General features: G+C 62.5%; 22 protein-coding genes. 16 read left to right on the forward strand and 6 right to left on the reverse strand.

All coding sequences use genetic code 11. The annotated features are described in order from the left end of the window. Positions 1-5: 5 nt before the first annotated feature. The 7 genes from cobO (at position 6) to AC1DUR_RS06060 (ending at position 6,462) form a co-directional block, all read left to right on the forward strand. Complete coding sequence (cobO, locus tag AC1DUR_RS06030) at positions 6-587, forward strand: cob(I)yrinic acid a,c-diamide adenosyltransferase (protein ID WP_477721486.1); 582 nt, start codon at positions 6-8, stop codon at positions 585-587. Between the two features lie 139 nt (positions 588-726). Then, positions 727-1,410 carry a 5,6-dimethylbenzimidazole synthase gene (gene bluB, locus AC1DUR_RS06035; protein ID WP_477720370.1) on the forward strand — a complete coding sequence of 228 codons (684 nt, stop codon included), beginning with the start codon at positions 727-729 and terminating at the stop codon, positions 1,408-1,410. After that, positions 1,403-2,359: an adenosylcobinamide-phosphate synthase CbiB gene (cbiB, locus tag AC1DUR_RS06040; RefSeq protein WP_477720369.1), complete on the forward strand. Its 957-nt coding sequence runs from the start codon at positions 1,403-1,405 to the stop codon at positions 2,357-2,359. Before bluB ends, cbiB begins: the two co-directional genes overlap by 8 nt. Beyond that, positions 2,359-3,381, forward strand: a complete 1,023-nt coding sequence (locus tag AC1DUR_RS06045; RefSeq protein ID WP_477720432.1) for an aminotransferase class I/II-fold pyridoxal phosphate-dependent enzyme — start codon at positions 2,359-2,361, stop codon at positions 3,379-3,381. Before cbiB ends, AC1DUR_RS06045 begins: the two co-directional genes overlap by 1 nt. Before the next feature lie 8 nt (positions 3,382-3,389). Beyond that, positions 3,390-4,853, forward strand: a complete 1,464-nt coding sequence (locus AC1DUR_RS06050; protein ID WP_477720368.1) for a cobyric acid synthase — start codon at positions 3,390-3,392, stop codon at positions 4,851-4,853. Between the two features lie 356 nt (positions 4,854-5,209). After that, positions 5,210-6,265 carry a lactonase family protein gene (locus tag AC1DUR_RS06055; RefSeq protein WP_477720431.1) on the forward strand — a complete coding sequence of 352 codons (1,056 nt, stop codon included), beginning with the start codon at positions 5,210-5,212 and terminating at the stop codon, positions 6,263-6,265. 68 nt (positions 6,266-6,333) lie between these two features. Further along, on the forward strand, positions 6,334-6,462 hold the full coding sequence (locus AC1DUR_RS06060) for a hypothetical protein (RefSeq protein ID WP_477720367.1): 129 nt from the start codon (positions 6,334-6,336) through the stop codon (positions 6,460-6,462). Between the two features lie 18 nt (positions 6,463-6,480). Here AC1DUR_RS06060 and AC1DUR_RS06065 read toward each other — a convergent pair whose 3' ends face one another. The 5 genes from AC1DUR_RS06065 to AC1DUR_RS06085 all read right to left on the reverse strand — a co-directional run bounded on the left by AC1DUR_RS06065 (position 6,481) and on the right by AC1DUR_RS06085 (position 12,341). After that, entirely contained in the window at positions 6,481-6,984 is a 504-nt protein-coding gene (locus AC1DUR_RS06065; RefSeq protein ID WP_477720366.1) for a hypothetical protein, read from the reverse strand. An 89-nt stretch (positions 6,985-7,073) separates the two neighbouring features. Further along, the gene (locus tag AC1DUR_RS06070) at positions 7,074-7,448 is read right to left on the reverse strand and encodes a CBS domain-containing protein (protein WP_011483672.1); all 375 of its coding nucleotides are present in this window, start codon (positions 7,446-7,448) and stop codon (positions 7,074-7,076) included. A gap of 145 nt (positions 7,449-7,593) precedes the next feature. Further along, complete coding sequence (locus AC1DUR_RS06075; RefSeq protein ID WP_477720365.1) at positions 7,594-8,532, reverse strand: 1-phosphofructokinase family hexose kinase; 939 nt, start codon at positions 8,530-8,532, stop codon at positions 7,594-7,596. A 30-nt stretch (positions 8,533-8,562) separates the two neighbouring features. Further along, positions 8,563-11,652, reverse strand: a complete 3,090-nt coding sequence (locus AC1DUR_RS06080) for an FAD-binding and (Fe-S)-binding domain-containing protein (protein WP_477720364.1) — start codon at positions 11,650-11,652, stop codon at positions 8,563-8,565. Next, positions 11,649-12,341, reverse strand: a complete 693-nt coding sequence (locus AC1DUR_RS06085) for a GntR family transcriptional regulator (protein WP_477720363.1) — start codon at positions 12,339-12,341, stop codon at positions 11,649-11,651. The genes AC1DUR_RS06080 and AC1DUR_RS06085 overlap by 4 nt, the downstream gene beginning before the upstream one ends. Before the next feature lie 127 nt (positions 12,342-12,468). Here AC1DUR_RS06085 and AC1DUR_RS06090 point away from each other — a divergent pair, with 127 nt between their 5' ends. The 7 genes from AC1DUR_RS06090 to AC1DUR_RS06120 all read left to right on the forward strand — a co-directional run bounded on the left by AC1DUR_RS06090 (position 12,469) and on the right by AC1DUR_RS06120 (position 18,792). Next, complete coding sequence (locus tag AC1DUR_RS06090; protein WP_477720362.1) at positions 12,469-13,689, forward strand: pyridoxal-phosphate-dependent aminotransferase family protein; 1,221 nt, start codon at positions 12,469-12,471, stop codon at positions 13,687-13,689. Between the two features lie 83 nt (positions 13,690-13,772). Beyond that, positions 13,773-14,747, forward strand: coding sequence for a Bug family tripartite tricarboxylate transporter substrate binding protein (locus AC1DUR_RS06095; RefSeq protein WP_477720361.1), 975 nt, complete (start codon positions 13,773-13,775; stop codon positions 14,745-14,747). 158 nt (positions 14,748-14,905) lie between these two features. Next, positions 14,906-16,144 carry a CaiB/BaiF CoA transferase family protein gene (locus AC1DUR_RS06100; RefSeq protein WP_477720360.1) on the forward strand — a complete coding sequence of 413 codons (1,239 nt, stop codon included), beginning with the start codon at positions 14,906-14,908 and terminating at the stop codon, positions 16,142-16,144. Then, positions 16,141-16,917: an enoyl-CoA hydratase/isomerase family protein gene (locus AC1DUR_RS06105; RefSeq protein WP_477720359.1), complete on the forward strand. Its 777-nt coding sequence runs from the start codon at positions 16,141-16,143 to the stop codon at positions 16,915-16,917. The genes AC1DUR_RS06100 and AC1DUR_RS06105 overlap by 4 nt, the downstream gene beginning before the upstream one ends. A gap of 305 nt (positions 16,918-17,222) precedes the next feature. Continuing rightward, the gene (locus tag AC1DUR_RS06110; RefSeq protein ID WP_477720358.1) at positions 17,223-17,432 is read left to right on the forward strand and encodes a hypothetical protein; all 210 of its coding nucleotides are present in this window, start codon (positions 17,223-17,225) and stop codon (positions 17,430-17,432) included. A gap of 252 nt (positions 17,433-17,684) precedes the next feature. Continuing rightward, positions 17,685-18,122: a universal stress protein gene (locus AC1DUR_RS06115; RefSeq protein ID WP_477720357.1), complete on the forward strand. Its 438-nt coding sequence runs from the start codon at positions 17,685-17,687 to the stop codon at positions 18,120-18,122. Positions 18,123-18,138: 16 nt separating this feature from the next. Further along, complete coding sequence (locus AC1DUR_RS06120) at positions 18,139-18,792, forward strand: class I SAM-dependent methyltransferase (protein ID WP_477720356.1); 654 nt, start codon at positions 18,139-18,141, stop codon at positions 18,790-18,792. 29 nt (positions 18,793-18,821) lie between these two features. On the opposite strand, the gene nth is transcribed toward AC1DUR_RS06120, so the two are convergent. Then, positions 18,822-19,460 carry an endonuclease III gene (gene nth, locus AC1DUR_RS06125; protein WP_477720355.1) on the reverse strand — a complete coding sequence of 213 codons (639 nt, stop codon included), beginning with the start codon at positions 19,458-19,460 and terminating at the stop codon, positions 18,822-18,824. Positions 19,461-19,480: 20 nt separating this feature from the next. On the opposite strand from nth, the gene AC1DUR_RS06130 reads away from it, so the two are divergent. Beyond that, positions 19,481-20,668: an aminotransferase-like domain-containing protein gene (locus AC1DUR_RS06130; RefSeq protein WP_477720430.1), complete on the forward strand. Its 1,188-nt coding sequence runs from the start codon at positions 19,481-19,483 to the stop codon at positions 20,666-20,668. 345 nt (positions 20,669-21,013) lie between these two features. Beyond that, on the forward strand, positions 21,014-22,465 hold the full coding sequence (locus tag AC1DUR_RS06135; RefSeq protein WP_477720354.1) for a hypothetical protein: 1,452 nt from the start codon (positions 21,014-21,016) through the stop codon (positions 22,463-22,465). The last annotated feature ends 79 nt before the right edge of the window (positions 22,466-22,544 follow it).

The following is a 22,544-nucleotide window of genomic DNA, read 5'->3' on the forward strand; positions in this document are numbered from 1 at the left end:
TTGCCATGCAGATTGAAACCCCACCGTCCGACAAGCCCTATGACAAACCCGAGGGTGAACGCCGCGGCCTTGTCATCGTCAATACCGGCGACGGCAAAGGAAAAAGCACCGCTGCCTTTGGCCTGGCCCTGCGCGCACACGGGCGCCACCATGTGCATGGCAAGGCCGTCAAGATTTTCCAGTTCATGAAAGTGCCCAGCGCCCGCTTTGGCGAGCACCGCATGTTCGAACAGCTGGGCATTCCGATCGAAGGGCTGGGCGACGGCTTTAGCTGGAAAAGCCAGGACCTGGAACATTCCGCGCAACTGGCACGCGATGGCTGGGAAAAAGCCAAGGCAGCTATCCTGGGCGGTGAGTACTTCATGGTGGTGCTGGACGAAATCACCTACCCGCTGATTTACGGCTGGATGCCGCTCGACGACGTGCTGCAGACGCTGCGCGATCGCCCGAAGGACGTGCACGTGGTCATCACCGGCCGGCGCTGCCCGCCCGAAATCATCGAGCTGGCCGATACCGTGACCGAGATGACCAAGGTCAAGCACGCGTTCAATGCCGGCATTCCCGCCCAGCGCGGCATCGAAGACTGAAGATGCCAGTAAATCTACTGCGCAACCCAATCTCGCACCTGCGGTCCTCGCCGTACGAATGTACGGCTCCGGTCCTCGGCACGACCTTGGGCTGCTCGCTACGATTTCCCGGCATCTTCGCTACCTGGGGGCCGCGTTCGTGACTGAAGCACTTTCTTCTGTGGCAGCGCACGCCTTCAGCCTGCCCGAGCAGCAGGCGGTGTACCGCGCCATTTACGAGCGGCGCGACATGCGCCATTTCAGCGGCGGGGTGGTGGCCGATGAGGTGTTGCAGCGCCTGCTGGCTGCCGCCCACCATGCGCCCAGCGTCGGCTTCATGCAACCCTGGCGCTTTATCCGCGTGCGCAGCCAGCCGCTGCGCGCCGCTGTGCATGCGCTGATCGAGGAGGAGCGCATCCTGACGGCCCGGGCGCTGGGCGAGCGTGAAGACGAGTTCATGAAGCTCAAGGTGCAGGGCGTGCTCGATGCCGCCGAAGTGCTGGTGGTGGCGCTGCCGCCAGGGCGCGAGCAGCATGTCTTTGGCCGCCGTACCCTGCCTGAAATGGACCTGGCCTCCGCCGCCTGCGCCATTCAAAACCTCTGGCTGGCCGCGCGGTCGGAAGGGCTGGGCATGGGGTGGGTGTCGATGTTCCCCCCGCAGCAACTGGCGCAACTGCTGCAGATGCCCGAGGGCAGCAAACCCATTGCTGTGCTGTGCCTGGGCCCTGTCCAGGCGTTTTACGAGCAGCCCATGCTGCAGGCTGAACACTGGGCGCACCGTGCGCCGCTGGCTGACATGGTTTTTGAAGACTACTGGGCCAGGCCGGCTTTACCCCATGAGTGATGGCGCGCTGCTCGTGGCGGCAGCGTTGTTGCTCGCCTTGCTCATGGATAGGGCATTCGGCGAACCACCCGCCTGGATGCATCCGGTGGTGGGCATGGGCAAGTACCTGTCGCGGTGTGGCAAGCTGTTGCCTGGTTTGCAGCCCTCGCTGGCGTTCGGCTCGGGGGCTCTGGCGTGGCTGGCGGGTGCGGCTTTGGTGGGGGGCCTGGCCTGGTTTGCCCAGCAGCAGATGGTTTTTAGCCTGCATCCGGTCATTGCTGCGGTGTTCATGGCCGTGCTGCTCAAGCCCATGCTGGCCTGGCGCATGCTGCGCACCGAAGTCGATGCGGTTGAAGCGGCGCTGCAGCAATCGCTGGAAGCAGGACGCGAACGGTTGTCGTGGCTGGTCAGCCGCAACACCGTGCTGCTCAATGAAAGCGAAGTGCGTGAGAGCGCCATCGAATCGCTGGCTGAAAACCTCAACGACTCGGTGGTGGCTCCCATCTTCTGGTTTGTGCTGTTCGGCTTGCCCGGCGCCGCCATTTACCGCTTTGCCAACACCGCCGACGCGATGTGGGGCTACCGCGGGATTTACAAGGGGAAAAACTGGGAGTGGGCCGGCAAATGGGCGGCGCGGGCTGACGATGTGTTGTCATGGATTCCGGCGCGCCTGACGGCTTTGCTGCTGGCCCTGGTGGCGGGTGGCTTGTCCTTTAAAAACTTGCAGACTTTGCGACGGGAAGCCCGCAAAACGCCATCCCCGAATAGCGGCTGGCCGATGGCGGCCATGGCCCTGGCGCTGGGCGTCAGCCTGCGCAAACCCGGTGTTTACACGCTCAACCCTGAGGGCAAACCGCCACAGGCTCCTGACACCGTTTCTGCGCAAAAACACGCATCCAAAGTGGTTTTGGCTATTGTTTTATGTGCGCTGACAGCCATCATATTCATAGCGTTCACGCATTTTTCATGATGAGCACGCAGCAACCGCAAAGCCTGCGAATTCACGGTGGCCCCGACCCGTATGGCGTGCCGCTTCATGACTTCTCCACCAACAGCAATGCCCGCGGGCCGTGCCCTCTGGCGCAAGCCGCTGTCAGCCAGGCCGATGCCAGCCAGTACCCTGATGGGAGCTACACCGCCCTGCGCCAGCAACTGGCCGGGTTTCACGGGGTGGAAGTGCGGCGTGTATTGCTGGCTGGCAGCGCCAGCGAATTTATTTTCCGCATCACCGCCTTGGTGGCGTTGGCGGCGAAGGCGGGCGGGCGTTCGGTCTGGCTGCCGCCGCACAGCTATGGCGACTATGCGCAAGCGGCCCATGCACATCGCTTGACAGTGGCGGACCAGGTCGCCGACGCACAGCTGCGCTGGAGTTGCGACCCATCCAGCCCGCTGGGCGCGGCGCATGCGGGTCTGGATGATCTGGTCAATGAAGCCGGCTCGCCCGCTATCAGTGTGCTCGACCGGGCCTACGAACCCTTGCGACTGAGTGGGGCGCTGGCGCTCACCGATGCGCAACTGCAAAAACTTTGGCAACTCTGGACACCGAACAAAGCGCTGGGCTTGACGGGCGTGCGTGCCGCGTACGCCATTGCACCCGTCGATGCGGGGGAGGAGGTGCTTGCGCTGGAGCAGCTGTGTCCTTCGTGGCCGCTGGGGGCGCACGGCGTGGCCATGCTGCACGCCTGGCTGCGTCCTGACGTGCAAGACTGGCTGGTGGACAGCCTGAAGACCCTGCGCGAGTGGAAAGCACGGCAAATTGCCATGTGCGAATCCCTGGGCTGGACCTGCCTGCCCAGCCATGCCAATTTTTTCTGCGCCCGGCCCGCATTACCGGCGGGCGTCGCGTTGCAGCAGGTGCTGGCTGCATTGCGCCTCCAGGGCATCAAGCTGCGCGACACGACCTCCTTCGGCTTGCCCGGCCATGTGCGCATCAGCGTCCAGCCGCCCGCCGCGCAGGACGCATTGCACAATGCATGGCAACACATCACATGAAAGTCAGCATGAGCGGCACATTGGCCAGAAGCGTCATGGTTCTGGGTACCACCAGCGGTGCCGGCAAAAGCTGGCTGACCACCGCACTGTGCCGTTACTACGCGCGGCAGGGGTTGAAGGTTGTGCCTTTCAAGGCGCAGAACATGAGCAACAATGCGCGCGTTGTCGCGGGCGGCGAGATTGGCAGCGCCCAGTATTTCCAGGCGCTGGCGGCGCGCGCCGAGCCCGAGGTGCGCATGAACCCGCTGCTGCTCAAGCCCGAAAAAGACACGCAAAGCCAGGTCATCCTGATGGGGCAGGTCGATGCCGGGCTCTCGCGCATGCCCTGGCGCGGCCGCAGCGCTTCGGTGTGGCCGGTCATCGCTCGGGCGCTGGACGAACTGCTGGCCGAGAACGACGTGGTGGTGATCGAAGGCGCGGGCTCGCCGGCGGAGATCAACCTCAAATCCAGCGACATCGTCAATATGCGCCCGGCGCAGCATGCCAATGCGGCCTGCCTGCTGGTCACCGACATCGACCGCGGCGGCGCCTTTGCCCACCTGTATGGCACCTGGGCCATGCTCGATGAGGCGGAACGCCGGCTGATCAAAGGCTTTGTGCTCAACAAGTTTCGCGGCGACGCCAGCCTGCTGGCGCCCGGACCGCAAATGCTGCAGGAGATGACCGGCGTGCCCACCGTGGCAACACTGCCGATGTGGTGGCAGCATGGCCTGCCCGAAGAAGACGGTGTGTTTGACGACCGTAGCCGGGCGGCAGGGGCCGTGACCACCACCATCGCCGTCATCGCCTACCCGCGCATCAGCAACCTCGACGAATTTCAGCCGCTCAAAAATGTACCGGGCGTGCACCTGAAGTGGGTGCGCAGCCCGGGCGAGCTGGCCGGCGTCGACTGGATCGTCCTGCCCGGCTCCAAGCACACCAGCGGCGACCTGGCCTGGCTGCGCGCGCAGGGGCTGGACCGCGCGGTGGCCGCCCATGCAGGGCAGGGCGGCGCGGTGCTGGGCATTTGCGGCGGCCTGCAAATGCTCGGCGAGGCACTGATTGACCCGCATGGCATCGACGGCAACGCGCCAGGGCTGGGGCTGTTGCCGGTGGTCACCGTGTTTGAAGAAGGCAAAACCGTGCAGCGCAGGCATGCCCGGTTTGGCGAGCTGGCCGGAGCCTGGGCCGCCTTGTCGGGCGTGGGCCTGCAGGGCTACGAAATTCATCACGGCCAAACGGCGCCCCACACGGCCATGGCGGCGGCGGGGGACATTGCCCATGGCGTGATGGCCGAAGGCCTGGCCTGGCAAAACACTAGAGGCAATGTGCTGGGCCTGTATTTGCATGGCATGTTTGAAGATCCAGCCGTGCTGCAGGCGCTTTTTGGCGCCACGGTACCCACGCTGGATGTCGTATTTGACGGCCTCGCCGATTACATTGAGCAGCACTTTGAGCCGGGCGTTTTGCAGGCGCTGATAACGACCGCTTGACTCGCCCCACGAGGAGATGGGGCCCGGGGGGCGCTGGCGAAGGCCTGTTACTGGTGCAAACCCTCTGTTTGTTTATCAGTCATCGTATGACATGATTTTTGGATCAGATGATGCACGCATTCAACAGCAGTGCGCCGCAGTCTCCCCTAGTCTCCCTCAGATGCAAGGCAAGTTCTCCGATTAATCTTCATTCCCATAAAGGGTTTGAATGATTGACATGTCGATTTTCTTGTGCGGATAATGCACGCGTTGTATGACAACGTATAACGATGGAAATCTTCGACTGCTTCAAGTCAATCTAAAAAAGGAGACGGTTTATGCATGTGCCTATGGGGTCCGCCCGAGTGGCCCGTTTTATGGTGGCAACGTCGGCATTGCTGTTGGCGATGGGCAGCGCCCACGCCGCGACGTTTGTCTATGTGTCCAACGCCGACAGCCAGGACATCTCGGTACTGGAGCTGGACAGAAGCCAAGGGCTGGTCAAGCCCGTGGAGACGGTGCCGGTGGCTGGCACGGTAATGCCATTGGTTGTGAGCCCGGACAAGCGGTTTTTGTACGCCGCACTGCGCTCCCAGCCGTACCGGGTGGCGAGCTTCGCTATCGACGCCTCCAATGGTCACCTGCGCAAACTGGGCGAAGCGCCATTGGCCGACAGCATGGCCAACATCGACCTGGATGCCACGGGGCGCTGGCTGTTTGCAGCGTCTTATCCTGGGCACAAGATCACGGTCAACAGCATTGGCAAGGATGGTGTGGTGGGCGCTGTGCAGCAGTTGCTTTCCACCGCACCCAATGCCCACGCCATCCATGCCGATGCGAACAACCGGTTTGTGCTGGCCAGCAGCCTGGGCGGCGACAACCTGTCGATCTGGCGCTTCGATGCGGCGAAGGGGCAACTCTCCCCCAATGACCCGGCACTGGTTTCGGCCGCGCCCAAGTCGGGTGCGCGCCACTTTGTCTGGGACAAGGCTCAGCGCTTTCTCTACCTGCTCAACGAGCTCGATGCTTCGTTGTATGTTTACGCGTGGGACGCTGCGCGCGGAACGCTGCGCGAGTTACAGCGCACCACGACGCTGCCAAGTGGCTTCACCGGCAAGCCCTGGGCTGCAGATATGCACCTGACGCCGGACGGCAAGTTCCTCTATGCCTCAGAGCGCACCTCCAGCACGATTTCGGCTTTCCGTGTCGACCCGAGCAGCGGGCTGCTGCAGCCGTTGGGGCAGACCGCCACAGAAAAGACCCCGCGCGGATTCGCCATCGATTCGACCGGGCGCTTTTTAGTGGCTGCTGGGCAAGAGTCGCATAGCGTGTCGGTATACGCCATCGACGCCGCCAGTGGCGCGCTTGGCACACCGAATCGTTTGGCTGTGGGCAAGAACCCGAACTGGATCGAGATCGTCGATCTGCCCTGATCCGCACAAAAGGCCTGAGCCTCCCGATCGCTCACGGCCTTCACGTCCACTGCATAAAGAGACATCACATGAAGAAAATCCTGACCTCCATCTCGCTGTGCCTGGCCGCTTTGGCTGTCAACGCTCAGGCCTGGCCAGACAAACTAGGGATGGCGACAGAAGCCTGGGTTTCAGCTATTCAAAACGGCAGTCGCTGATAACGACCGCTTAGCCTCTTAGTCGGGGACGCGCTTCAGGGGCCCAAAACAGGCCTGGAGCGACTCGGCCTTGCAGACGATGAACTGGTCCTTCTGGGGGTTGAACTGGATGAAGCGGGTAACGCTCTCCGTGACGCTCCCTTCCGGGCTTTCGTGCAGGTCGCCCGAGCAGTCGCGCTTGCCGTTGCTGGCGGTGACTGTTTCGGCGAGCCGGTAGAAGCCGAGCAGGCCAGGCGCACGCGGTATTTCGTAATTGCCCTGTGTGACCTCTTCACCGCTGGTACTCAGCCGGGTGCCGTTGGCGCCGTACTGCCAGGTTTCGGTACAGGGCTTGCCGGGCAATGTCCAGGTCCACGTTCCTACGAGCGGGTGGGGCGCGGGTGCTGCCGGCAAGGCGGGGGCAGGCTTGGGTGGCTTGGGTGCCTTGGCGGCACAGCCGCAGAGCAGGGCGGCGACAAGCAGTGCATGGATTTGGCGGAATGCAGGGGGCCTGCTTCCGGGGTGGCGTGGTAAAGACTTCATGGGGTGATTATGAAGAAGCCTGGAGTCACCTCGAGCAAGCCGGCGCCACCAGGTGCCACAGGCTGCCACCTGGAGTTGCCCTGCTGTCACTACACGAAGGTGCGCACGAAGTCGAGTGAGGAGACGACCCCCTTGATATGGGTGCCCTCCGCCACAACCACATGGTGAATATTCATGGCGACCATCAAGCTGGCCACCTCGCTGAGGGTGGCGTCCGGGCGCACGGTGATCGGTTTGTAGGTGCAGAGCTGCCAGGCGCTGACTTTCTGGAAGGGCTTGCCTTCGGCATGCAGGCGCAGCAGGTCCGCGCTGCTGATGACGCCCAGGACCACGCCGTCGGCATTGGCCACCGGCACCCATGACAGGCCCTTGGCCACCATCTGGGCCTCGACGGATTGCGCCGTGTCGTCGAGCCCGACCAGGCACACTTCACGGTGCATCAATGACGATATCTTTTTGCTCATGGCATGCTCCAGGCCGCCGGTGGCGGCTCATGTCGCGCCGGCGCGGCGCTGCGTGGCGCCCGTCCCCATGCCGTCCCCATGTACCGCGAACCTGGCTACGAATCGGGCGCTTTTCCTGATTCTGCTACTTTTGATTCCGTTATGACTAGACCGGTTCGATGATCACGTCCTTGCTAAGGCGCTCGACGTCCGTCGCCTGGCACAGTGCCGTTCCCGCCGTGAGCAGGGCGGCCGCGCCGGCCGCCATGCCGTATCGAAACGCCTGAGCCAGGTCGCCACCGCGGTTCAGTGTCCAGACGAGGCCGCCGACAAAGCTGTCGCCGGCGCCGATGGTGCTGGCCACCTTGACCGCTACGCCCCGTGCCCGCAGCGCCGCGTCAGCGGTGACAAGCAAGGCCCCGTCCTCGCCCAGCGACAGCGCTACGACCTGCGCCTGTCCGGCCAGGATGATCCGCTTGGCCGCCTCGCGCCACTGCGGCTCGCCTGCCAGCGGCAAGCCGGTCAGTTCGCGCAGCTCCTGAAGGCTGGGCTTGATCAGGTACACCCCTTCTGCCAGCACTGCTGCCAGTGCCGGCCCCCACGTGTCCACCACCACGCGGCTGCCGCGCGAGCGGGCCAGCCGCGTGAGTTGGGCATAAAAGTCGTTAGGCACCCCTGGGGGCAGGCCGCCGCTCGCCACCACATAAGCGGGCGGCACGTCGAGCTTGCTGACAAAGTCCAGGCAGGCTTGCCACTCCGGCGCCGTCAGGGCCGGCCCGGGCAGTACAAAGCGGAAGTCCCGCCCGCTGGATGTTTCGTGGACGGAAAAGCTCTCGCGGGTTTCCCCGGCAATGGGTATCCAGTGGCTGCGCACCTGCTCCCGCTCAAGCAGTTGCCGCAGCCGTTGCCCGTTCATGCCCCCCGCCAGAAAGAGCGCGAGGCAGTCGCCGCCAAGCCGCTGCACGACGCGGGCCACGTTGATCCCGCCGCCGCCAGGATGCAATTGCGCGGCGGCGCACCGCAGCTTGTGCGTGTCCATGACCTTGTCGGTCGAGGTGGAGACGTCCAGGGCCGGGTTCATGGTGATGGTCAGGATGTCAGTCATGGCCGTCACTTGCTCCCGTGCTTCCCCGCCTCAGGCCCGCAGCTGCCGCGCCAGCAGCACGGCGACATGAATCGCCTCGCGCTGCGCACCGTCCTTGATCTGGTGCCGGCAACTGGTGCCGTCGGCCACCACGATGGCATCCGGCTGCTTGCGCACGGCCGGCAGCAGGCTGAGTTCGGCCATCTGCATGGACACCTCGTAATGGCTGGCCTCGTAGCCGAAGCTGCCGGCCATGCCGCAGCAGCTTGATTCGATCAGTTCAGGCTGGGCGCCCGGTATCAGCTTGAGCACATCCATGATGGGAGTCACCGCACCAAAAGCCTTCTGGTGGCAGTGGCCGTGCAGCAGGATAGGCCGGGTGACCGGCTGGAGCGCGGCCTTCAGGGTTTCCAGCTTGCCGGCAGCTGCCTCGCGGGCCAGGAACTCTTCCAGCAACAGCGCGTGCTGGCTGATGGTTTGCGCAGCGTTGCGCAGTCCCATCACCAGCGCTTCGTCGCGCAGGGTCAGCAGGCAGGAGGGTTCCAGCCCGACGATGGCAATTCCCTTTTCGGCGAAAGGCAGCAGCGCGTCTGTCAGTTCGCGCGCCTTGGCCTTGGCTTCCGCGATCATGCCGCTGGCAAGGTAGGTTCGGCCGCAGCACAGGCTCTTGCCGTCCGCTTTGGTTTTTGTCGCTACATGCACCGTATAACCCGCGGCCTGCAGCACTTTCAATGCCGAAACCGCATTTCTGGATTCGAAGTAGCCGTTGAAGGTGTCGACGAACAGCACCACGGGTTTGCTGGCGGCCAGCACCTCTTCGCGTGTGGCGCTGGCGGGGGCCGAGTTGAAGAAGGTTTTTGTCTTCCACTGCGGCAGCGTGCGCCGGGCAGACAAGCCCAACAGCCTTTCACTCAGGGCCGCCAGACCCGGAATGCTGTCGCGCAGGTTGAGCAGCGGCGCAAGGCGGCTGGCCCAGTGGGCGTAGTCGGGCAAATACGCGACCAGCTTGTCCTTGAGCGTGTAGCCGTGCCTGGCCTTGTAGTGGTGCAAAAACTCCACCTTCATTTTGGCCATGTCCACGCCGGTTGGGCAGTCGCGCTTGCAGCCCTTGCAGCCGACGCACAGGTCCATGGCTTCGTGCACGGCGTCGCTGGTGAAAGCGTCTTCTGCCTTCAGGCCCTCCAGCTGACCCGAAAGCGCCAGGCGCAAGGTGTTGGCCCGCCCACGCGTCAGGTGTTTTTCGTCGCGCGTGACGCGGTAGCTCGGGCACATGGTGCCGGCATCAAACTTGCGGCAGTGGCCATTGTTGTTGCACATCTCCACCGCCTTGGCAAAGCCGTGTGCAGGGTCGCCGCCGGTGCCGGGGGCGCTGGTCTGCTCGGTCACCGGGTCGTTTTGCACGTCCCAGGCGCTCCAGTCCAGCGCGGGCCGGATGGGGATCACCTTGTACCCCGGCGGAAAGCGCATCAGCCGGGTATCGTCCATTTTGGGCAGTGGATGCCCGGCTGACGCAACGATGCGCCCCGGGCTGAGCAGATTCACCGGGTCGAGGTAGTTCTTGATCTGCGCAAACGCTTCGTTGATCTTGGGGCCGAACTGCCACTGCACCCATTCGCCGCGGCACAGCCCGTCGCCATGCTCGCCGCTGTAGGCGCCCTTGTAGTGGCGCACCAGGGCAGAGGCTTCTTCGGCAATGGCGCGCATCTTGGCGCCACCATCCCGGCGCATGTCGAGAATGGGCCGCACATGCAGCGTGCCGACGGACGCATGCGCGTACCAGGTGCCCTTGCTGCCGTATTTGCGAAACACCTGCGTGAGCGCATCGGTGTACTCAGCCAGGTGCTCTAGCGGCACGGCGCAGTCTTCAATAAAACTGACCGGCTTGCCGTCGCCCTTGAGGCTCATCATGATGTTGAGGCCGGCCTTGCGCACTTCCCACAGGTTTTTCTGCGGCGCATCGTCAATCATTTCCACCACCGAACCGGGCAGGCCCAAGTCGCCCATCAGCTCGACCAGTTCCTTGATCTTGGGGGTGAGTTCGGCTTTGGAGGCGCCAGAAAACTCGACCAGCAGGATGGCATCGGGCTGGCCAATCAGCGCGGTGCGCACCGTGGGCGCAAAGGCCGGGTTTTGCAGCGACAGCTCGATCATCGTGCGGTCAACCAGTTCGACGGCCGTCAGCGTGCCATCCCCTAATTTGACGATGTGCTGGGCCGAGTCCATGGCCTGGTAAAACGTGGGAAAGTTCACCACGCCCAGTACCTTGGTGCGCGGCAGTTCACTGAGGCGCAGCTTCAGTGACCGGGTGAGTGCCAGCGTGCCTTCGCTGCCCACCAGCAGGTGGGCCAGGTTGACCGAACCGTCCTGGGTGTAGGGCTTTTCGTTCTGGTTGTTGAAGATGTCCAGGTTGTAGCCCGCCACGCGGCGCAGCACCTTGGGCCAGTGCGCCTGCAGTTCGGGCCGGAGCTGGTCCGACAGCATCTTGACATGGTCGCCGAGGGCGCGCGCCTCGCCGCTGGCGCTGTCGTAACGACCCAGCTGCAGCAGACGGCCGTCAGAGCGCCAGGCTGTTGCGCCCAGCACGTTATGCACCATGTTGCCGTAGGCGATGCTGCGGCTGCCGCAGGAGTTGTTACCGGCCATGCCGCCCAGCGTGGCCTGTGCGCTGGTGGACACATCCACCGGGTACCACAGGCCGTGTTGTTTCAGCGCGGCATTGAGGTGATCCAGCACAATGCCGGGCTCAACCTCGGCGGTGCGCGCCTGCGGGTCCACATGCAGGATGCTGCGAATATGTTTGGCGTAGTCGATCACCAGGCCGGCGCCCACCGTCTGGCCGCACTGGCTGGTGCCGCCGCCGCGGGGCACGATGGGTACCTGCAGGTCGCGGCAAATATCCAGCGCGGTTTTCACATCATCGGCCGTACGCGGCACAAACACACCGACCGGCATCACCTGGTAGATGGAGGCGTCGGTGGCGTAGCGGCCCCGGTCTGCCGGCGAGAACAGCACTTCGCCGCGCGTTTCACCGGCCAGGCGGGCTGCCAGCCGGCCGGCGACTTCATTGCTGACGCGCGCCACGTCGTCGTAGGCCCGGGCAGCGGCTTCCTGCGTGATCTTGAGGGGGAGGGGCGCGTTCATGCTTTGGCGGTGGAAGGATGGGTCTTGGCAGCGCGCAGCTGCTCGATCACCACATCCTGTTTGTGGATCAGGTGGCTGGCCAGCACGGCACGCATGGCAACCGGGTCGCGTGCACTGAGCGCTTCAATCATCAGTTCGTGCTCTTTCACGGCATCTTTCCACTTCTCCCCGTCCTGGTTGGAGCGGAAGCGCAACGCCTGCAGGCGGGCGTTGACCTGGTTGTAGGTCGCCGTGAGCACCGGGTTTTTGGCCGCGGCGTTGATGGCGTTGTGAATGGCCGCATTGAGCCGGTAATAGCCCGGCAGGTCGCGGCGCGTGTAGGCCGCCAGCATCTCGTAATGCATGGCCTTGATCTCGGCCAGTTCGGACTCGGTGATGCGCTGGGCCGCCAACTCGCCGGACTGGGCCTCCAGGCCCGACATGACCTCGAAGGTATTCATCACATCGGCTTCGGTCAGCTCGACCGCGATCGCGCCCCGGTTGGGAAGCAGCTCGACCAGCCCTTCGGCGGCCAGCATTTTGATCGCCTCCCGAAGCGGTGTGCGCGAGACGTTGAGTACTTCGCTCAACTCCCGCTCGTTGAGCTTGGCGCCGGGTGGAATGCGGTTTTCCACCAGCATCTCGCGCAGGCGGTGGGCCACCTGCTCATGCAGGGCGGCACGCGGAATGGGAATGACATTAGCGGACATGGTTAAATTTTGTATGCAAAAAAAGTGGTTGTCAAATCCATCGTTTACCCTTGGTTAGGTTGACAAATGAATTTTGTATGCAAAAAATACGGCTTCACTCTATTATCGCCTTTGAGGAACACCCCGCATGTTGACGCTCGATTTTCATCCCACCGGCCGCCATTTCCTGCAGATTCCCGGCCCGTCACCGGTACCTGACCGTATCTTGCGGGCCATGAGCCTGCCCACGATTGATCACCGTGGTCCGGAGTTTGCGGCGCTGGGCCTCAAGGTGCTGGCCGATATCCGGGAAATTTTTCAGACCAAACAGCCCGTCATCATCTACCCGGCCTCGGGGACCGGTGCCTGGGAGGCGGCGCTGGCCAATACGCTGAGCCCCGGCGACCATGTGCTGATGTATGAAACCGGCCACTTTGCCGCGTTGTGGCACAAGCTGGCGGCGCGTCTGGGCCTGAAAACCGAAGTGATGAGCTTGTCCGGCGCCGAGGCCTGGCGCCATGGTGTGCGGGCCGACATGATCGAGGAGCGGCTGAAGGCGGACACGCAGCACAGCATCAAGGCGATCTGCGTGGTGCACAACGAAACCTCCACCGGCGTGACCAGCAACATCGCGGCCGTGCGCAAGGCCATCGATGCCGCCAAACACCCGGCGCTGCTGCTGGTGGACACCATCTCCGGCCTGGCGTCGGCCGACTACCGGCACGACGAGTGGGGCGTGGACGTCAGCATCAGCGGCTCGCAAAAGGGCCTGATGCTGCCGCCCGGCATCAGCTTCAACGCCGTGTCGGCCAGGGCCCTCGAAGCCAGCAAAACGGCCCGGTTGCCCAAATCGTTCTGGGCCTGGGACGAGATCATTGAAATGAACAAGACCGGCTACTGGCCGTCGACACCCAACACCAACCTGCTGTATGGGCTCAACGAAGCCTGCGACATGCTGCTTGAGCACGGGCTGGACGTGGTGTTTGCGCGGCACCTGCGCTGGGCTGAAGGCGTGCGCGCCGCGGTCAGGGCCTGGGGCCTGCTGATCCAGTGCGCCGACCCGGCCGTGTATTCGCCCGTCCTGACCGGCGTGATGACGCCCGAAGGCATAGACGCCGACGCCGTGCGCAAAATTATTTACGAGCGCTTTGACTGCTCACTGGGCACGGGCCTGGGCAAAGTCAAGGGCAAGATGTTCCGCATCGGCCACCTGGGCGACTGCAACGACCTGACCCTGATGGCTGCGCTGTCGGGCTGCGAAATGGGCCTCAAGCTCGCAGGCGTCAAGCTGGCGGGCTCGGGCGTGCAGGCCGCGATGGACCATTTTTCAAGCCACGCCGCCGTGGTTCCGCAGCGCAAGGCAGCCTGACGATCTCTTTTCTTGTTCCACTTTCCTGTTTGCCGAGCTTCGCTGAATTCCAACTGATCACAACTATTCCTGGAGACAAAACCATGCAACGCAGAACCTTCGTAACCGTCAGCGCGGCCAGCGCCGCCACACTCGCCTTTCCCTCGCTGATGGCGCAGACCCTGCCCAACGGGCCGATTCGCATCGTCGTGGGCTTTGCCCCCGGCGGCGGCACCGATATCCTGGCGCGGGTGATCGGCCAGAAGCTCGGCGACATGTGGAAGACGCAGGTCATCGTCGAGAACAAGGCGGGCGCCTCGGGTACCATCGCTGCCGATTACGTGGCCAAGCAGCCCGGTGATGGCAACACCTTGCTGATGGCGCACATCAACAGCCAGGCGATCACGCCCGCCCTGCAGAAAGTGAACTACGACGCGGCCAGGGACTTCCAGCCGGTCGTGTTGGTCGGCATCACGCCGAACCTGCTGATCTGCAATGAAAACCAGCCGGCCAAGACCGTGAAGGATCTGGTCGAGTTGTGCCGCGCCAACCCGGGCGGTGTGAGCTTCGGCTCGGCCGGCACGGGCAGCGCGCAGCACCTGGCGCTGGAGATGTTCATGCTGGCCGCCAAGGTCAAGGCCATCCACGTGCCGTACAAGGGCTCGGGCCCGATGCTCACCGACCTGATCGGCGGGACCATTCAGTACAGCTTCGACACCATGACGGCGGCCACGCCCCACGTGAAGAGCGGCAAGGCCATCGCCCTTGCGCAGACGCGCCAGCAGCGCGTGGGCGCCTACGCCAACGTTCCGACCATGGCCGAGTCGGGCTTCCCCGGCTTCGAGGCGACGACGTGGTACGGGCTGGCCGGTCCCGCGAAGATGCCTCTGGCCATGGCCAAGCGCATGAACGAGGATGTCAACAAGGTCATGCTGATGCCCGACGTGATGGAAAAGCTGGCGGCCTCGGGCGCCCAGGATGGCGGTGGCTCGACCGAAAAGTTCGGGGACTTCATGCGCGCCGAGCAGATCAAGTGGGCCAGGATCATCAAGGACGGTGGCGTCAAGGGCGAAGCCTGAGCCATGGGCATCGGGGGCGCGCTGAGCTGGTCCTGAAGCCTGTTTTGCTTTTTTCGAGGGTGCTGCCATCGCGGCATCCCAACCGTCACCTCCCGGGTTTGCCTGGGAGGATTTTCCACTTCCGCAAACGATCAACATCCCTCCACAAGGACCACCGAGTGAAAGAAGCGTCAACGAATGAACAGGCGAAGAAAGCGGCGCGTCCGCTGCCCCTGGCCGGTGTGCGGGTGCTCGATGTCAGCCAGGTGATGGCCGGCCCTTATGCCTGCATGTTGCTGGCCGACCTGGGCGCCGACGTGATCAAGGTCGAGCCGCCCGGCGCGGGCGACCAGACGCGCGGCGCGATGGGTTTCAAGATGAAGGGTGCCGACAGCCTGGGTTTCCTGAACATGAACCGCAACAAACGCAGCGTCACGCTCAACCTGAAGTCCAAGGCCGGGCGCGAGGTGCTGTTGCGCATGGTCAAGGACGCCGATATCCTTCTCGAGAACTATCGCCCCGGTGCGATGAAGCGGCTGGGCCTGGGCTACGAGGTCTTGAAAGAAATCAATCCGCGCCTGGTGTACACCAGCATCTCGGGCTTCGGCCAGACCGGCCCCTGGGCCGACCGACCGGGCTTCGATCTCATGGCGCAAGCCATGTCGGGTGTGATGAGCGTGACCGGCTACCCCAACAGCCCGCCGGTGAAGGCCGGCGTGCCGGTGGCCGACATTGGCTGTGCCCTGTTTGCCGTTTATGCCACCCTGTCGGCCTACATCGGGGCCAAAGCAAGCGGCGAAGGCCAGCATGTGGATGCATCCCTGTTCGACTCGGCGCTGGCTTTCTCGGTCTGGGACATCTGCGACTACTGGGGCACGGGCAAACCGCCCGAACCACTGGGCACGTCCAACAAGATGACAGCGCCTTACCAAGCCATGGCCTGCTCGGACGGCTATTTCGTGATGGGCGCTAACAACCAGAAGCTGTGGCAGCAACTGTGCGTGCTGCTGGAGCGGCAGGAGTTGCTGCGGGACCCGCGCTTCACCACCATCTCGCTGAGGTTGGCCAATCGCCCCGCGCTGGAGACCGAGCTAGAGCGCACTTTCCGCCAGCACCCCAAAGACTATTGGGTACAAACCTTGCTCGACGCCGGTATTCCGGCCGGCCCCATCCTCTCCTACCCGGAGGCTTTCGGCAGCGAGCATGCGCGCGCGCGCGGCATGCGCATGGAGATTGACCACCCGGTGGAAGGTTCGGTGCCCAACATCGGCTTTGCGGTCAAGCTGTCCGGCACGCCGCAGCAGGTGCGCCGGCATCCGCCCTTGCTGGGGGAGCACACCGACGAGGTGCTCGGCGAGATGGGCATTGGCGCCGGCGAGCTTGCCGAACTTCGGGCGCAAGGCGCGTTTGCAGCATGAGTGACGGGGCAGTACACCTGACGGTCAATGCCGGCGTGGCCTCGGTGGTGTTCGACCGTGCGCAGGCGCGCAATGCCATGACCTGGGCCATGTACGGGCAGCTGGGCCGCATTTGCGAAGCGCTGCAAACGGATCATACGGTTCGCGTCGTGACCTTCGAGGGCGCGGGCGGTGAGGCCTTTGTGGCCGGCACCGACATCGAGCAGTTCCAGGCATTCGAGAGTGGTGAAGATGGCGTGGCCTATGAGCGCACCATCGACCGCGGCATTGGCCTGATCGAATCATTGCCGATGCCGACCGTGGCGGTGATCAGCGGCTGGACCATAGGCGGTGGCCTGGCCATTGCCACCGCCTGCGATTTCCGCCTGGCAACCCCGGCCTCCCGCTTTGGCGTGCCGATTGCCAGGACCCTTGGCAATTGCCTGTCGATGGCCAACCTGGCGCGGCTCAGCGCCGTGTGGGGTATGCAGCGTGTCAAGCGCATGTTGCTGCTTGCCGAACTGCTGAATGCCGATGAAGCCCTGGCATGCGGTTTTCTCCATCAGATTTGCGAGCCCGCAGAGCTGGGCGCCGAGGCGGCCCATTTGTGCGAGCGCCTGGCCTCATTGGCTCCGGTCACCCAAAGCGTGACCAAGGAGGGCTTGAGGCGTTTGCTGGTGCAGGGCTTGCCCGATGCGGAAGACCTGATACGCAAGTGCTATGGCAGTCGCGACTTTCATGAAGGCGTGGAGGCGTTTGTCGCCAAAAGAAGCCCGGTGTGGAAGGGTGAGTAGTTCGAGTAGTTCGAGTAGTTCGAGTAGTTCGAGTAGTTCGAGTAGTTCGAGTAGTTCGAGTAGTTCGAGTAGTTTGGGTAGTTCGGGTAGTTCGGGTAGTTCCAGTAGCTCGACGGCTGCTGCAAGCAGCGCATCTGGTCAAGGCCGGGGTGAAGACTGATCCCCAACGATTCGTCAAACGGGCTCGTCGTCCGGGGATTTGTCGGGAACCTCCGCGGCCCTGACCACCGACTATGTTCGCGGCATGAACGAAATACCAGACGATCATCTCTGCCACGGCCGACAAGAAGTTCAGCTACAACAGCATGGAAGGTTTCCTGAACGCCAAGCTCGTGGTCCGCGCCTTGCAGAAAGCGGCCGCACCGCTCACGCGCGCCAGGGTCATCAGCACGCTGGAGTCATTCACCAACGAAGACCTCGGCGGCTTTGCGCTCACCTACGGCAAGCAGAGCAACCTGGGCTCACGCTTCGTCGCCCTGACGATGATCCGCGCCGACGGATCGTTCGCTCGCTGAGCGGCTGGCTGCCCGCCGGCACAGCCTTCCGGGCGGACGGGAGCGGCGGGCATTTTTGGGGCGTCTCCCCATCATGGTGCCACCGTGGCGCCACCACGCAGCTCGCGTCCCGGCCTGCGCCCAGGCTCGCGTCCCCGGCAGCCCGCCCGGGTGCGGCCGATCTTGGTTCCCGGTTATTTCCCATGTGGCCACATTAGGGCTATGCTGGAGGCGCGGCTCGAACCGCGTGACTTTCCAGTCAGGAGGTGACTTATGTACAAGCGTATCTTGTTGGCTTACAACGGTTCCGATGCCGGACAGAAGGCTCTGCTGGACTGCAACGACCTCGCCCAGTGGAGTCAGGCCGAGTTGTTCCTGATTGCTGTCATGCCTTTGTCGATGGGCCTGGTTGGCCTGGAAGGGGGTATTTACAGCAAGGAGTTCGAGGAAAGCGAGAAGAAAAAGTACCAGGCCGTGCTAGACGACGGGCTTGCGCGGCTCTCGCAGTCGGGGCACACCGCCCGCGGCGAAGTGCTGGTCGGCGACGCCGTCGACGAAATCACCAATTACGCGACCAGGATCGACGCCGACCTCATCGTCGTTGGCCACAGGCACCTGGACAGCTGGGCGGCACGCTGGTGGCGCGGCTCCATCTCGGGCGCGCTGATTGAGCACGCGCCGTGTAGCGTGCTCGTCGTGATCACCCCTTGACGGATGCGGCCCTGCGATGTGGACCGATACAACACCCGACCGAGCGGCCGCATTGGCGCAATACCGCAGCCGTGCCAGCTTTTACGATCTTGAACTGGCCCTGTTCGAGCCTATCCGCCAGGAAGCCATCTCGCAACTGGCACTGCGGCGCGGCGACACCGTGCTCGATGTGGGCTGCGGCACTGGCCTGAGCCTGGGGCGGCTGCAACAGGAGGTCGGCCCGAAGGGGCATGTCATCGGCATCGAGCAGTGTCCCGAAATGCTGCAGCTGGCGCGGGGCCGCGTGGAGCAGCAGGGGTGGCGCAATGTGACGCTGCTGTGCGCGCCAGTCGAGACGGCAGTCATAGAGCGGATGGCCGATGCGGCGCTCTTTCATTTCACCCACGACATCCTGCGCTCGCCCGAGGCCGTTGCCCATGTCGTCGAGCATCTCAAGCCTGCGGCGCACGTGGTGGCCGCGGGAATCCAATGGGCCGGACCCTGGGCCTGGCCGGTCAACTGGTTCGTGCTGCCGATTGCGCTGCACTCCACCACCTCACTCGAAGGGCTGGGCAGTCCCTGGGACAAGCTTGGCGCGCTGCTCGGCCCCCTTGATGTGCAGACCCGCTGCATGGGCGCGATCTACATCGCCAGCGGTGTGCGTGGCAAGCCCAAGCCATCAAAGCCGTAGAACGCCGCCCGGCCACACCGTTACAGCGTTCAGGGCCGTGGCGTCTTGGGCTGAAAATCGCAGAATGGCTCGACCGCGCATTGCCAGCACAGGGGCTTGCGCGCGGTGCACACATAGCGCCCGTGCAATATGAGCCAGTGGTGCGCATCCACCAGATATTCGGTGGGCACGCGCTTGAGCAACCCGATCTCGACTTCCAGCGGATTTTTACCCGGTGCCAGCCCGGTGCGGTTGCTCACGCGAAAGATGTGCGTGTCCACCGCCATCACCGCTTCGCCGAAAGCCGAGTTGAGCACCACATTGGCCGTTTTGCGGCCGACGCCGGGCAGTGCTTCCAGTGCTTCGCGGGTGCGCGGCACCTGGCCGCCATGCTGCTCGACCAGAATCCGGCAGGTGGCCAGCAGGTTTTTGGCCTTGGTGCGGTACAGGCCAATCGTCTTGATGTAATTCTCCAGGCCTTCCAGTCCCAGGTCCAGAATGGCCTGCGGCGTGGGGGCTGCCGCAAATAGCTTGCGGGTGGCCTTGTTGACCCCCACATCCGTGGCCTGCGCCGAAAGTAGCACCGCAGCCAGCAGTTCGAACACGCTCGTATACTTCAATTCAGTAACGGGCAGTGGATTGGCCGCTCGCAAGGTGGCAAAAAACGGCTCGATGTATTCCTTCTTCATGGATCGATTCTCCCATGCCCCTGCAATTTGCCGACCGCCTCAACAATGTCGAAACCTCCGCCATCCGCGAACTGTTCAAACTGCTGGGCAAGCCCGGCATCATCAGTTTTGCCGGCGGCTTTCCCGACCCCGCCATGTTTGATGTGGAGGGCCTGAAGGAAGCCAGCGGCAATGTGCTGAATGAAGAGGCCGGCCCGGCCCTGCAGTACGGCGCCACCGAAGGCTACCAGCCGCTGCGCGACCAGCTCAGCACCTTCATGGCCACCAAGCGCGCCGTGGTGGCTGCCGACGAGCTGATCGTGACCACCGGCAGCCAGCAGGCGCTGGACCTGATCGGCAAAACCATGATTTCGCCCGGCGACAAGGTGATCGTGGAAGGCCCCACCTTTTTGGCCACCATCCAGTGCTTCAGGCTCTACGGCGCAGAACTCATCAGCGCACCCATCGATGCCAACGGCGTGAAAACCGATGAGCTGGAAAAACTGATTGCCACGCACAAGCCAAAGTTTGTGTACCTGATTCCCACCTTCGGCAACCCCAGCGGCGCCCTGTTGAGCCTGGAGCGCCGCAAGAAGGTGCTGGAGCTGGCCGTCAAATACAACACCTTGATCGTCGAAGACGACCCCTACGGAGACCTGTATTTTTCCGAGCCGCCGCCACCGTCACTGCTGGCCCTGAGCGAAACCGTGCCCGGCAGCCGCGACCTGCTGGCCCATTGCGGCTCGCTCAGCAAGGTGTTGTCACCGGGCCTGCGCATAGGCTGGCTGATTGCCCAACCCGAGCTGCTGGCCAAAGCCACCATGTGCAAGCAGTTCAGCGATGCCCACACCAGCACCTTTGCCCAGGCCACGGCATCCCAGTACCTCAAATGCGGGCGCATGCCGTCCACCTTGACCCGTGTGCGCCAGGTGTATGCCGAGCGCGCCGCTGCCATGGGCGCTGCGCTGAAGCGCGAACTGGGCGACGCGATCGATTTTGTACAGCCGCAGGGTGGACTGTTCTTCTGGGCCCGGCTGACCGGCGCCGGCGGCAAGACAAAAGACGCGAGCGAGTTTGCGAAGAAGGCAATCGAGCAGGGCGTGGCCTTTGTGCCGGGCTCGCCGTTTTATGCGAGCAATCCGGATGTGGCTACGCTGCGGCTCAGCTTTGCGACGGCGGATGTGGCGAAGATTGAGGAAGGCGTGGGGCGCTTGGGGAAGGCGCTTTAGCCGTGTGCGCTGCCGATTTTTGAATCGGTCTTGAGGGGGCGTGGTTCGAGCCCCGTATGGGGAGCCACACAGTTCGGAATTTGGGGGCACTCTTGTAGTGCCCCGTTTTTTTTTGCCGCAGCAACCAATAAAGCCGTTTTTTGCCGCGTATCACGGGCGTAACGGGATCGCCGAAGCCGACTCTTTCAGGGCTTATCCTCCAATTGGAGGAGAGAGGTTTGTAACAAACCCCGTACTATGTGTCTTTTGTATTTATAGCCCCCCGTGTTACCTAAACCGGGCAAACGCGGGTTCAGCATCGCGACGCATTTCGATGACACCACGGATCAATTTAAGGCAAAAATAATGGCGAAACCCAACCCGAAGATGCGAGTTTCGCGGTACTTCAAGCTCGGTCGCGATCAAACCACCCTTGATTTTGTTGATGTTCCGATTGGAAACGACACTCCTGTGTTCCTAGATCCGAGCAGACTTAGAACTATGCAGAGTCCGTGGGCCTCAGAGTGCAATTCGCTTCTGCAACATTTCTTTGAGACATTACTGCGGCACTTGAAGGCAGACGACCGAGCTGCTGGCACTCATATGCTTGAGGCGCTCACGGAAAAGAACGAATTTCACTTGGGATTTTCAAGCGGTTTATCGGATGGACGAGCCTTTGGCAAAGGCTACGCCAAGGAGGTCTGGAAAGCATTGTCGAAAAGCCAAGCAGGGAACACTGGTTTGCTAAAAGACATTGAAGACGCATGCCTATTCATCGAGGGAGTCGGGCCAGACCGGATTTCAGACGCCGTTTGTAATATTCTCCGCGGGCCGCTAATTCGCTACACACAAGACATCTGCAATTATTACGACATTCCGCTCTCGGATGGGATCGCGTCAGGACCCATTTGGAACGTGCATACGGAGGTATGGGAGGACTCGCTCATCCCCTTACCTGTGACTCCATTTGGAAAGCTCCTTCTTATTCCTAAATTGGCGGTCCGCCATCGGTTCGTTTATGACTATTCGACCTATTTCACTCACCACCTTCTCCCAGCCATGCAAGAGTCAGAGAAGCACCTGAACACTGGGTTAGTGCAGACCTTAAAAGACGGTCGCAAGCGTGTGACCAAAAAGAGCTTAAAAGAAAAATATGGTGCCGATAAATTGACGATAGCTCGTGAGACTTTGCGACACCCGGAAGCGCTGAACGAGTACCGAGAAGCAGCGCAGCGGTCCTCTAGGCCGATTACTCATGAACAGCTGGCAGAAATCGAAAATATTGCACCGCCTAACTTTACAGCTCTACTCGCCGCGTTAGCAGCGATTCCAACTGGCCGGGAAGATTCAACTAATTACGAGGATGCCATCGAGAAGCTACTTAGTGCACTATTCTTTCCATCGCTTTCATCGCCGACCAAACAGCTTAAAATTCATGATGGAAGAAAGCGGATCGACATTACCTACGTCAACAATCCCACGAGCGGATTCTTTCAGTGGGTGCTGTCGCACTATCCCAGTTCACACATATTTGTGGAATGCAAGAACTACGGCAAGGAAATCGCCAATCCAGAATTTGACCAGCTAGCGGGTCGTTTTTCGCCCAGTCGTGGTCAAGTCGGACTACTGGTATGTCGGTCGGTTCAGAATCCGTCAAAGCTCGCAGCCAGTTGTAAGGACACGGCTCAGGACAATAGAGGCTACGTCATCACATTAAGCGATGCTGACCTAGCGCAACTTGTGGCTGATTACAGATCCTCCAACGGAGGCTCGGAGTATCCACTTTTACGGAAAAAATTTACTGACTTGATCATGTAGGAATGGAAATTTCCCAGTTACCATCATCTGCCTTATTGCGGTGCCACAACTGGCTCGAACCATGGCACGGCAATCGAAG

Source organism: Polaromonas sp. P4_F4 (assembly GCF_056401355.1).

Bases quoted from the DNA above. Each gene is read 5' to 3' on its own strand.
- cobO (WP_477721486.1), top strand. From the start codon at position 6: ATGCAGATTGAAACCCCACCGTCCGACAAGCCCTATGACAAACCCGAG.
- AC1DUR_RS06055 (WP_477720431.1), top strand. From the start codon at position 5,210: ATGGTGGCAACGTCGGCATTGCTGTTGGCGATGGGCAGCGCCCACGCC.
- nth (WP_477720355.1), bottom strand. From the start codon at position 19,460: ATGAAGAAGGAATACATCGAGCCGTTTTTTGCCACCTTGCGAGCGGCC.
- AC1DUR_RS06075 (WP_477720365.1), bottom strand. From the start codon at position 8,532: ATGACTGACATCCTGACCATCACCATGAACCCGGCCCTGGACGTCTCC.
- AC1DUR_RS06090 (WP_477720362.1), top strand. From the start codon at position 12,469: ATGTTGACGCTCGATTTTCATCCCACCGGCCGCCATTTCCTGCAGATT.
- AC1DUR_RS06110 (WP_477720358.1), top strand. From the start codon at position 17,223: ATGGAAGGTTTCCTGAACGCCAAGCTCGTGGTCCGCGCCTTGCAGAAA.
- AC1DUR_RS06120 (WP_477720356.1), top strand. From the start codon at position 18,139: ATGTGGACCGATACAACACCCGACCGAGCGGCCGCATTGGCGCAATAC.
- cbiB (WP_477720369.1), top strand. From the start codon at position 1,403: ATGAGTGATGGCGCGCTGCTCGTGGCGGCAGCGTTGTTGCTCGCCTTG.
- AC1DUR_RS06080 (WP_477720364.1), bottom strand. From the start codon at position 11,652: ATGAACGCGCCCCTCCCCCTCAAGATCACGCAGGAAGCCGCTGCCCGG.
- AC1DUR_RS06050 (WP_477720368.1), top strand. From the start codon at position 3,390: ATGAGCGGCACATTGGCCAGAAGCGTCATGGTTCTGGGTACCACCAGC.
- AC1DUR_RS06095 (WP_477720361.1), top strand. From the start codon at position 13,773: ATGCAACGCAGAACCTTCGTAACCGTCAGCGCGGCCAGCGCCGCCACA.
- AC1DUR_RS06065 (WP_477720366.1), bottom strand. From the start codon at position 6,984: ATGAAGTCTTTACCACGCCACCCCGGAAGCAGGCCCCCTGCATTCCGC.
- AC1DUR_RS06135 (WP_477720354.1), top strand. From the start codon at position 21,014: ATGGCGAAACCCAACCCGAAGATGCGAGTTTCGCGGTACTTCAAGCTC.
- AC1DUR_RS06045 (WP_477720432.1), top strand. From the start codon at position 2,359: ATGAGCACGCAGCAACCGCAAAGCCTGCGAATTCACGGTGGCCCCGAC.
- AC1DUR_RS06085 (WP_477720363.1), bottom strand. From the start codon at position 12,341: ATGTCCGCTAATGTCATTCCCATTCCGCGTGCCGCCCTGCATGAGCAG.
- AC1DUR_RS06105 (WP_477720359.1), top strand. From the start codon at position 16,141: ATGAGTGACGGGGCAGTACACCTGACGGTCAATGCCGGCGTGGCCTCG.
- AC1DUR_RS06060 (WP_477720367.1), top strand. From the start codon at position 6,334: ATGAAGAAAATCCTGACCTCCATCTCGCTGTGCCTGGCCGCTTTGGCT.
- AC1DUR_RS06070 (WP_011483672.1), bottom strand. From the start codon at position 7,448: ATGAGCAAAAAGATATCGTCATTGATGCACCGTGAAGTGTGCCTGGTC.
- AC1DUR_RS06115 (WP_477720357.1), top strand. From the start codon at position 17,685: ATGTACAAGCGTATCTTGTTGGCTTACAACGGTTCCGATGCCGGACAG.